A 10,250-nucleotide genomic window follows, 5' to 3' on the forward strand; every position below is an offset into this window, starting at 1 on the left:
TCTAAACGGACCTTGTTTCAGGGCTTGATACGGATATGGACACGACAGCCCAGCACGGCATTGCGAAGGAGGAGCCCACGGGTCCTGCCCCGCGCCTGACGCTGTCCGGCGTCTCCAAAAGCTTTCCCGGCGTGCGCGCGCTGCACAATGTCAGCCTGTCGCTTTACCCCGGCCAGGTTACGGCGCTGATCGGTGAAAACGGTGCCGGCAAGTCGACGCTGGTCAAGATCATGACCGGCATCTACCAGCCCGACGCCGGCACGATCAGCATTGACGGCCAGGCCGTCACCCTGCCCAGCGCGCATGCCGCCTTCGGCCACGGCGTCACCGCCATTCATCAGGAAACCGTGCTGTTCGACGATCTGAGCGTCGCCGAAAACATTTTTCTCGGCCATGCGCCGCGCACGCGGCTAGGCACCATCGACTGGCGCACCATGCGAAAACACGCGCGCGAAGTGCTCGACACCATGCATGCCGGCCATATCGACGCCGATGCGCGGCTGAAAGACCTCGGCATCGCCAACAAGCATCTGGTAGCGGTTGCTCGCGCGATGTCGATCGATGCGCAGATCGTCATCATGGATGAGCCGACCGCAGCCCTTTCGATGAAGGAGATCGAGGAGCTTTTCCTGCTGATCGAATTCCTCAAGGAGGAAGGCAAGGCGATCCTGTTCATCAGCCACAAGTTCGACGAGATCTATCGGATCGCCGATCGCTACACCGTGTTCCGCGACGGCGAGATGGTTGGCGAGGGCCTTATCAAGGATACCGGCCAGAGCCAGATCGTGCGCATGATGGTCGGCCGCTCGGTCGATCACATCTTTCCGCAACGCAAGGCCGAGATCGGCGCGCCGGTGCTGTCGGTCGCTGGCCTTTCGCACCCGACCGAATTCAACGACATCGGCTTCGAACTGCACAAGGGCGAGATCCTCGGTTTCTACGGACTTGTCGGCGCCGGGCGGTCAGAGGTGATGCAGGCGATATCGGGCATCACCCGCATATCGGGTGGAACGATCACGCTGGAAGGCAAGGTGATCACGCCGAAATCGGCGGCGGATTCCATCGAAGCCGGCATCGTCTACGTGCCGGAGGAGCGCGGCAAGCAGGGCGTGGTGATCGGCCTGCCGATCTTCCAAAACGTCTCGCTTCCCTCGCTCAAGCGCACCTCCAAATCCGGCCTGCTGCGATTGTCGGACGAATTCGCGCTCGCCCGCTCTTACACCGAGCGGCTAGACCTGCGCGCCTCGTCGCTGAGCCAGGATGTCGGCACGCTGTCGGGCGGCAACCAACAGAAGATCGTCATCGCCAAATGGCTGGCGACAGCGCCCAAGGTGATCATCCTGGATGAGCCGACCAAGGGCATCGACATCGGCTCCAAGGCCGCCGTGCACGGCTTCATGGCGGAGCTCGTCGCGCAGGGCCTGTCGGTGATCATGGTGTCGTCGGAACTGCCGGAGATTCTGGGCATGTCCGACCGCGTCGTCGTCATGCGCGAAGGGCTGGTTGCGGCGGTCTACGATAATAAGGGGCTGGACGCCGAAACGCTGGTCCGGACGGCAGCGGGGATCGCGGCATGAAGGCTCTCCTTAAATACCGCGAGATCTGGCTGGCAGCGGCGATCGTCGTTTTGATTGCTGTGATCTCGACGCGTTTCCCGGCCTTTGCCGACCCCGGCAATCTCGCCCAGGTGTTCAACGACACCTCGATCCTGATGATCCTGGCGCTGGGACAGATGGTCGTCATCCTGACCCGCTCGATCGACCTGTCGATGGCCTCCAACCTGTGCTTCACCGGCATGGTGGTGGCGATGCTGAACGCCGCGCATCCGGCGATCCCGATCCCGCTGCTGATCGTCATTGCGCTGGCCGTCGGACTGGTGCTCGGCGCCATCAACGGCCTGCTGGTGTGGCGGCTGAACATCCCTTCGATCGTGGTGACATTGGGCACGCTCACCATCTATCGCGGCGCCACCTTCGTCCTGTCCGGCGGCGCATGGGTCAATGCCGACAAGATGAGTCCTGAGTTCATCGGCTTCCAGCGCGCAGCTTTCCTGGGCATTCCGGTTCTGTCCTGGATCGCCATACTGGTCATCGCGCTGTTCTTCGTGGTGATGACGCGAACCGCGCTTGGCCGTTCGATCTATGCCATTGGCGTCAACCCGACGGCGTCGGTCTATGCCGGCATCGATGTCGGCCGAACCAAATTCATCGTCTTCTGCATTTCCGGCATGATCGGCGGGCTCGCCGGTTATCTCTGGATTTCTCGTTATGTCATCGCCTCGGTCGAGGTCGCCAACGGCTATGAACTCAACATCATCGCCGCCTGCGTCATCGGCGGCATTTCGATTGCCGGCGGCATCGGCTCGGTCGGGGGCGCGGTGTTAGGGGCGCTGTTCCTCGGCATCATTTCCAACGCGCTGCCCGTCATCAACATCTCGCCCTTCTGGCAGATGGCGATTTCAGGCAGCGCCATCATCCTGGCCGTCGTGCTCAACGCGCGTGGCGAACGTCAGCAGGGGCGGATCATTCTGAGGAAGGCGGAGGCGGCATGACCGACACCCCCGCCCCGCGCCACATTCCCGACCGGCTCGACAAGCCGCTCTCCTCGGCGATCTTTTCCTGGGAAGCGCTGCTGGTCGTCGTGGCGGTCGCCATCTTCGCCATCAACAGCTTCGCATCGCCCTATTTCCTCGATGCCTATTCGCTGTCGGACCTGACCTTCAATTTCACCGAGAAAGGCCTGATCGCCTTCGCCATGGCGCTGCTGATCATTTCGGGCGAGATCGACCTGTCGGTCGCCGCCATCATCGCGCTCGCCTCGACCATGATGGGCATGGCGGTACAGGCCGGCGCCGACACGCCGGTGCTGGTGGCTATCGGCATCGTCGTCGGGCTCGGTTGCGGCGCCTTCAACGGCCTGTTGGTGACGAGGCTCGGCCTGCCGTCCATCGTCGTTACCATCGGCACGATGAGCCTGTTTCGCGGCATTGCCTTCATCATCCTCGGTGACCAGGCCTACAAGGGCTATCCCGAGAGTTTTGCTTTCTTCGGCCAGGGCTATGTCTGGTGGGTGGTGTCGTTCGAACTGGTGCTCTTCCTCATCGCGGCCGTCGCCTACTGGTTCCTGCTGCATCGCACCAGCTTCGGCCGCCGTGTCTTTGCCACCGGCAACAATCCGGTCGCGGCACAGTTTTCCGGCGTTCGCGTCGGCCGCATCAAATTCATCCTGTTTTGCCTGACAGGGCTGATGGCCGGCATCGCCTCGGTGCTGATCACCTCGCGGCTCGGCTCGACGCGACCGTCCATCGCGCAGGGTTACGAGCTTGAGGTCATCACCATGGTGGTGCTGGGCGGCGTCAGCATTCTGGGTGGCTCCGGCAGCATTGTTGGCGTCGTGCTCGCCGCCTTTATCATGGGGCTGGTGACCTTCGGCCTCGGCCTGCTCAACGTGCCCGGCATCGTCATGTCGATCTTCATCGGCCTGCTCTTGATCTTCGTCATCGCGCTGCCGATCGTCTGGCGACAGCTGCGTGGTAACAGCTGATGCCTGAGAAATACGCCTTCAAGATGCAGCTCAAACCCGGCATGAAAGCCGAGTACAAAAAGCGCCACGATGAGATCTGGCCGTCGCTGGTGGCGCTGCTGAGAGAGGCCGGCGTCGCCGATTATTCGATCCATCTCGATGAAGACACCAACATCCTGTTCGGCGTGCTGTGGCGGCGCGACGACCATGGCATGGCCGACCTGCCGAAGCATCCGGTGATGCAGCGCTGGTGGGCGCACATGGCCGACATCATGGAGACCAGGCCGGACAACCAACCGGTGGCCATCCCCCTGGAAACAATGTTCCATATGGCATGAGTGCGCTGCGCCACATCGCCGTCATCGACATCGGCAAGACCAACGCCAAGGTGGCGCTGGTCGATCTCGTCACGCTGAGCGAGGTGGGGTTGCGCCGCATGGCGAACGCGCCGCTGCGACAAGCGCCCTATCCGCATCACGATGTCGAGGCGCTGTGGACGTTTATCCTCAACAGCCTTGCCAGCCTCGACCGCGAACAGCGTATCGACGCGATTTCGATCACCACGCATGGTGCGACCGGCGTGCTGGTCGACGCCTCGGGCGAGCTGGTGCTGCCTGTCCTAGACTATGAGTTCGATGGCCCCGACAGGTTGGCGGCGGAGTATGATGCTGTTCGTCCGCCCTTCGCCGAAACCGGTACACCGCGCCTGCCGGTCGGTCTCAATCTCGGCGCGCAATTCTTCTGGCTTGAGAAGCGTTTCCCCACCGAATTCGCCAAGGCCGCCGCGATGCTGATGTATCCGCAATACTGGGCGCTGCGCCTGACCGGCGTTGCCGCCAACGAGGTGACCTCGCTCGGCTGCCACACCGATCTGTGGAGCCCTTGGGAGGCGGACTTTTCCTCGATGGTCGACAGGCTGGATTGGCGCAGGCTGATGGCGCCGGTGCGGCCGGCCAGGGACCAGCTCGGCCCGATCCTGCCGGCGCTTGCCGCGCGCACCGGGCTCGATCCGCAGACCCCGGTATTCTGTGGCCTGCACGATTCCAACGCCTCCCTATTGCCGCATCTTCTGTCCGACGAGCCGCCCTTCTCGGTCGTCTCGACCGGCACCTGGGTGGTATCGATGGCGGTCGGCGGCAGAGAGATTGCGCTCGATGCTGCGCGCGACACGCTGGTCAATGTCAGCGCGCTTGGCGCTCCCGTGCCCTCGGCGCGGTTCATGGGTGGCCGCGAGTTTTCCCAGCTGACCAAGGACAAGCCGCAGGACTGCAGCGGCAGCGAGGTGCTGGCCGTTCTGACCGGAAAAATGCTGCTTTTACCTTCTACGCAGCAGGGATCGGGACCGTTCCCGCACCATGCCGCGGAATGGCTTGATGCCGACGGCATCAGCAAAGGCGAGCGGTTCGCCGCCATTTCCTTCTATCTGGCACTGATGACGGCGACCTGCCTCGAGCTGATCGGCGCCGACGGCCCGACCACCGTGGAAGGACCGTTTGCTCGCAACCGGCTCTTTGTCGGCATGCTGGCGGCAGCGACCGCGCGCATCGTCATCGCCTCCGAGGCGGCCACCGGCACCAGCATCGGCGCGGCACTGCTCGCATCCGATCAGCTAGTGACGCACGGCAAGGGCGAAAGAATTGAGCCGCAGACCGACCCGGTCTGGGCGGCCTATGTCACCGCGTGGCGCGCGGCAGTCGACGCGCAAGGCTGATCACAAAATCCGCTTCCCAAAGGCCGACATGACGAAGTTGACGGCGTCGGCGCCGATCCGCGGCTCCAGACCGGCGGTCAGCCCGGAAACATCCATCGACAGCAGACCGCCGGACAGCGAGATCGCCTCCATTGCCTGATGCGTCTCGCGCACCGTCAGCCCGCCCGAGCCCGCAGCCCAGCCGGTAAATTCGGTCGCCGTCGGCGAATAGCTGACGTGAAAGCCCTGCGTGCCCGACGTCGCGATGCGGATCGCCTCATGCATGAGGTCGCGCATGCCCATGGCGTCGATGTCGGTCATGGTGAAGGCCGAGACACGCGAATCCTTGAGCACCCTTGCCTCCGCCGGATCGGCATGGCGCAGGCCCACGATGACGACATTTTCCGGCGACAGCTGCGGCTGCAGCGCGCCGGGCTTGTGATCGAGACCGAGCGCGCGGGCCAGCACCGAGACTTCAGGCATGTCTTCGGCCTCCTCGTCCTCGGGCATCAGGGCGGCGAGGGAATCGATCCAGATCAGGCCAAAGGAATGCGTCGCCCGCGCCGTTGCGGTCAGCGCCTTGTGGGCGATACGGCGATCTGCGCCGGCGGCGAGACGGACGAGGCCCGAGGGCGGCCGCTCGACGTCGGCGAGTTCGACCACGTCGAAATTCATTGCCTCCAGCCGCGCGCCGGTTCCCTCGCGGGCGATAATCCCGCCGGCTTCCGGTTCGGCCGAGATCGACACCATCTTGCGGCCGGAGAAATCCGCGACGTCGTGCATCGGCGCCTTCTCGACATATTCCGAGGTCATCGCCAGAAGCATGGCGCCATAATTCATGCGGAAGGCGACGCGGTCGCCGACGGTGGGTCGCGGATCGGCATCCTGCACATCGAGCAGCAGATGGTCGCTGGAAGCGCCGAGCACCCTCACCCCTTTGGCGATCGGCGTCAGCCCTTCCACCAGCACGTCCTCGCGGCCTATATTGGCGATGGCGCGCAGCCGGTCGCCCTCGTCGGCAAAGACCGGCTGGTTGCCGAAGGCGTCGTAGCCGGATGTGCCGATCGGCCGCGAAGGCTTGAGTTTGACCTCGATGATGTCGCTGGTCAGCCGGCAGGCATCGGGTTCGAGTTCGGGCCACGGCACGTCGCGAAAGGTTTCGACACCGCCTTGCAGGATCGCCTCGCCCACGCGCAGATTGTTGATGCCGGGCGGCAGCTTGCCTTCGAGCAGCAGCGTCAGCGATGACGAGGCGCCGCCGGAAATGAGGTCGAGGCTTTTGCCGGACAGGCGCTCAGTCTTGTAGGCATGGGCGACGAGTTGGCCAAGGTTCTCCGGGGTCGGCATTATGGCGCCGAAGCAGCCGAGATTGGTGCCGATGCCGGCGATGCGCACGCCCTTGAATTCCAGGATCTGCTCGACGGTGGGGATCAGGTCGCTTGGCCAGATGCCTTCGCGGAGATCGCCGAGATCGATCATCAGCATGATGTCGTGGACGCGGCCCATGCGCTCGGCAATGCGCGATATCTCGCGGATGGTGGTCAGTTCCGACTGCAGGCTGATGTCGACGGTGCGCACGACCTCCTCGACGCGCGCCATGGGCGGGCTGCGCAGCAGCATGACCGGCGCATTGATGCCGCTGTCGCGCAGCCGCCGAATGTTCTCAAAACGCGATTCCGCGATGCCGGCAACACCGCCGCGCAGCATGGCCCGCGCCACCTGCGGCATGCCGCATGTGCCCTTGGTGACACCGAATACCTTGATATCAGACAATGCGCAGCGTTCGACGATAGTGCGGGCGTTGCGCTCGATGCGGCCAAGGTCGATAGCGACTTGCGGTCCCGACATTTCGTCACTCAGGGTTTGTAGAATCTGTCAGTCAGATGCATCTTCCAGATCGTCGTACGATATTTGTCAAACTTTGCGCAGTGACGGTCTCAATGTTGGAAACCAGAGCAATTGTATGTGGGCACGTCTTTCGATCGGAGAGGCCGGTGACGCTGGTCGTTCATCATTTCGATGGTGAGTGGCAACTGACCTGCGGCGAACATGATCACCCCGCGGACTGCGGAGGTTTCGAAGTTATCGGTCTCGGCCATTTGACCGCCAGGCAGGAAAACTTGGCACAGATTGGCCAGCTTGAGCGCGGATGGCTTGCCGAATGGGTGCACGACGAATGGACTCGATGCCAACACGACGACTAGAGCTCCCTCAGTTCCCGTAGACCAGCCCTTGCGGGTCGATCTCCGGCTTGCGGCCGGCGACGAGGTCGGCCAGGAACTTGCCCGAGCCGCAGGCCATGGTCCAGCCGACATGGCCGTGGCCGGTGTCGAGGTAAAGGTTCTTGTATTTCGCCTTGCCGATGACCGGCACCGAGTTGGGCATCATCGGTCGCAGACCTGCCCACAACAGCGCCTTCTTCTCGTCGAAAGCGCCGGGGAAAAGGTCTTTGCCGGTGCTCAGCATGGACTTGAAGTCGCTGAGCTTGAAGCTGCGGTCGAAGCCGGTGAACTCGGCTGTCGAGGACATGCGCAGGCGGTTTCCGAGCCTGGAGTAACCAACCAGCCGGTCCTCGTCGGCGCCGCCCATGGTCGGTCCCTTGCTCTCGTCCTCCAGCGGGATGGTCGCGCTATAGCCTTTAACCGGATAGACGGGCAGGTCGATACCGTAGCGGCGGCCGATCAGGCCGCTCTCGGGGCCCATGGCGATGACGACGGCGTCGCCCGTCACCGGGCCGGCCGATGTCATGACCGCACGCACCCGATCGCCTTCTATGTCGAGCCCCTCGACCGTGGTGTCGAACAGGAATCTGACGCCGAGCTTTTCGGCGGCATAGGCGGCCAGCCCATCGACGAATATCCTGGAATCGCCGGTCTGGTCGATTGGCGAATAAACGCCGCCGGCGATCTTTTCCTTCACTCCGGCGAGCCCGGGCTCAAGTTCGACCAGCCGGTCGCGGCCGACGATCTCGATCGGCAGGCCATGCTTCGCCAGAAACTGGTAGTTGTCGGTGCCGGTGTCGAGACTGTGCTGCGAGCGGAAGAAATAAAGAATGCCCTTCTTGCGCTCGTCATAGTGGATGCCGGTGGCGTCGGAGAGCGCGTTGATGCAGTCGCGCGAATAGAGCGCCAGGCGCAGTTTGACCTGGCTGTTGGCGCGCAGGCGCGCCACCGTGCACTGGCGCAGGAAGCGCAGGCTCCAGGCGAGGAAATAGGGATCGAAGCGCAGCCTGACCTTGATGCCGAGATCATGGTTCCAGAGCGCGCGCAGGAAGGTCTTCAGCGCCGCCGGGGAGGCCCAGGCGGTGGCGTCGCCCGGCGACACTAGGCCGGCATTGGACTGGCTGGTGCCGCGCGCCGGCGCCGGATGGCGCTCGATAACGGTGACCTCATGGCCGTCGGCGGCCAGATAATAGGCGGCCGCGGTACCGACAACACCGGCTCCAAGCACCGTTATCTTCATGCCACCCCCTCTTCGCGGCGCAGCGCCTCCACGCCGCATCGCCAATGCCTTCAATAGCGCTTCGCTGCGCGCCTTGCGAGCCCTCGGAAGTGCCCGGCTCAGCCCCGCGCGGAGTTCTTGCCGGTGAGGATACGCTCCCAGGCGAGTGCATCGGCGACGATCTGGTCGAGGTCGTCGCGTTGCGGGGTCCAGCCGAGTTCGGCGCGTGCAAGGTCCGAATTGGCAACCACGGCGGCGGCGTCGCCGGGGCGCCGGTCGCCCATCTTGACCTCGAAATCCCGGCCGAAGGCGCGCCGCACGCTGTCGATGACCTCGAGCACCGAATAGCCGTGGCTGTAGCCGCAATTGGCGACGAGGCTGCCGCCGCCGGCGCGCAGGCGCTGCAGCGCCAGCCGGTGCGCCGCGGCCAGGTCGCTGACATGGATATAATCGCGCATGCAGGTGCCGTCCGGCGTCGGATAATCGGTGCCGAACACCTGCATGAAGGGGCGTTTGCCGAGCGCGGTCTCGCAGGCGACCTTGATCAGATGCGTGGCGCCAGGCGTCGACTGCCCCGTCCGGCCCCTGGGATCGGCGCCGGCGACGTTGAAGTAGCGCAGCGCCGTGTACCGCAAGGGATGCGCAAGCGCTGCGTCGCGCAGCATCCATTCGCTCATCAGCTTGGACAGGCCGTAGGGCGATTCCGGCGCCAGGCGGGCATCCTCGCGCACCGGCTCCAGGCCGGCGCCGCCATAGACGGCGGCGGTCGAGGAGAAGATGAAATGCGGCACGCCCTCGTGCACCGCGGTTTCGATCAGCGTGCGGGTCTTGGAGGTGTTATTCTCGTAATAGGCGAGCGGGTCGGCAACCGATTCCGGCACCACGATGGAACCGGCGAAGTGGATGATCGCGTCGACCTCGTTATCCCGGATGATCTGGCCGACCAATTCCCTATCGGCGACATCGCCGACGACAAGCTTGGCTTCCGGCGCTACCGCCCATTCGAAGCCGGTGGAAAGGCGGTCGAGAACGACGACGCTCTCGCCGACATCCAGCAGTTCCCAGACCATGTGGCTGCCGATATAACCGGCGCCGCCCGTTACCAAAACCGTCATCCGTGTCCTCTTTTACTCATGATTTATCGGAAACTGTCTCAATCACCGCCTTACTGGAAAGCCTGCGGCAAGGCCATTAGAAACGCCTGAATGTTAAATCCGTAACAGTCTCACCGGCCTGTGGCATCGTACGGAAACAAAATTGATCCACATCAAGGGAATAGGCCACGATCCGGGGTCGTTAGGAACAGGCTTGGGGCGTGGCATTTTGACCAAAACGGCCCGGTGGACGACGAATGGGCCAACGATTATGATCCCGCGCAAAACTGGGAAGGCGACATGAACTATCAGCGGTTCTTTGAGGAAGCGATCGATCAGCTCCACGCCGAGCGGCGCTACCGGGTTTTCGCCGATCTCGAGCGCATTGTCGGCAAGTTTCCGCGCGCTATCTGGCGTTCAAACGGCCGCGCCGAGGAAATCACCGTCTGGTGCTCCAACGACTATCTCGGCATGGGCCAGAACCCCGATGTCATCGCCGCTTT

At 63.6% G+C, this 10,250-nt stretch carries 9 protein-coding genes and 1 pseudogene; 7 read left to right on the forward strand and 3 right to left on the reverse strand.

All coding sequences use genetic code 11. From position 1 onward, the window contains the following. Positions 1-35 precede the first annotated feature (35 nt). The 5 genes from NKJ18_RS31595 to NKJ18_RS31615 are packed head-to-tail and all read left to right on the forward strand — an operon-like array spanning position 36 to position 5,233. Complete coding sequence (locus NKJ18_RS31595) at positions 36-1,577, forward strand: sugar ABC transporter ATP-binding protein (RefSeq protein WP_023715350.1); 1,542 nt, start codon at positions 36-38, stop codon at positions 1,575-1,577. Next, complete coding sequence (locus NKJ18_RS31600) at positions 1,574-2,551, forward strand: ABC transporter permease (protein WP_023730988.1); 978 nt, start codon at positions 1,574-1,576, stop codon at positions 2,549-2,551. Before NKJ18_RS31595 ends, NKJ18_RS31600 begins: the two co-directional genes overlap by 4 nt. Next, on the forward strand, positions 2,548-3,543 hold the full coding sequence (locus NKJ18_RS31605) for an ABC transporter permease (RefSeq protein WP_352761424.1): 996 nt from the start codon (positions 2,548-2,550) through the stop codon (positions 3,541-3,543). Before NKJ18_RS31600 ends, NKJ18_RS31605 begins: the two co-directional genes overlap by 4 nt. Beyond that, complete coding sequence (gene rhaM / locus NKJ18_RS31610; protein WP_023681927.1) at positions 3,543-3,860, forward strand: L-rhamnose mutarotase; 318 nt, start codon at positions 3,543-3,545, stop codon at positions 3,858-3,860. Before NKJ18_RS31605 ends, rhaM begins: the two co-directional genes overlap by 1 nt. Further along, the gene (locus tag NKJ18_RS31615) at positions 3,857-5,233 is read left to right on the forward strand and encodes an FGGY-family carbohydrate kinase (protein WP_352761427.1); all 1,377 of its coding nucleotides are present in this window, start codon (positions 3,857-3,859) and stop codon (positions 5,231-5,233) included. The genes rhaM and NKJ18_RS31615 overlap by 4 nt, the downstream gene beginning before the upstream one ends. On the opposite strand, the gene NKJ18_RS31620 is transcribed toward NKJ18_RS31615, so the two are convergent. Then, positions 5,234-7,060, reverse strand: a complete 1,827-nt coding sequence (locus NKJ18_RS31620) for an alanine racemase (protein ID WP_352746517.1) — start codon at positions 7,058-7,060, stop codon at positions 5,234-5,236. A 146-nt stretch (positions 7,061-7,206) separates the two neighbouring features. On the opposite strand from NKJ18_RS31620, the gene NKJ18_RS31625 reads away from it, so the two are divergent. Beyond that, the gene (locus NKJ18_RS31625) at positions 7,207-7,416 is read left to right on the forward strand and encodes a hypothetical protein (protein WP_023688670.1); all 210 of its coding nucleotides are present in this window, start codon (positions 7,207-7,209) and stop codon (positions 7,414-7,416) included. 7 nt (positions 7,417-7,423) lie between these two features. Here the strand turns inward: NKJ18_RS31625 and NKJ18_RS31630 are convergent, their stop codons facing one another. Together NKJ18_RS31630 and galE are read right to left on the reverse strand one after the other, a co-directional pair. Further along, a complete protein-coding gene (locus tag NKJ18_RS31630; RefSeq protein WP_023692518.1) occupies positions 7,424-8,674 on the reverse strand; it encodes a D-amino acid dehydrogenase in 1,251 nt (416 codons plus the stop codon). A gap of 98 nt (positions 8,675-8,772) precedes the next feature. Continuing rightward, on the reverse strand, positions 8,773-9,768 hold the full coding sequence (gene galE / locus NKJ18_RS31635; protein ID WP_023730982.1) for a UDP-glucose 4-epimerase GalE: 996 nt from the start codon (positions 9,766-9,768) through the stop codon (positions 8,773-8,775). A 279-nt stretch (positions 9,769-10,047) separates the two neighbouring features. On the opposite strand from galE, the pseudogene NKJ18_RS31640 reads away from it, so the two are divergent. After that, positions 10,048-10,250 (forward strand): annotated as a pseudogene (locus NKJ18_RS31640) (5-aminolevulinate synthase); the annotation flags it as partial.

The organism is Mesorhizobium sp. M0217, assembly GCF_040321955.1.
Taxonomy (GTDB): domain Bacteria; phylum Pseudomonadota; class Alphaproteobacteria; order Rhizobiales; family Rhizobiaceae; genus Mesorhizobium.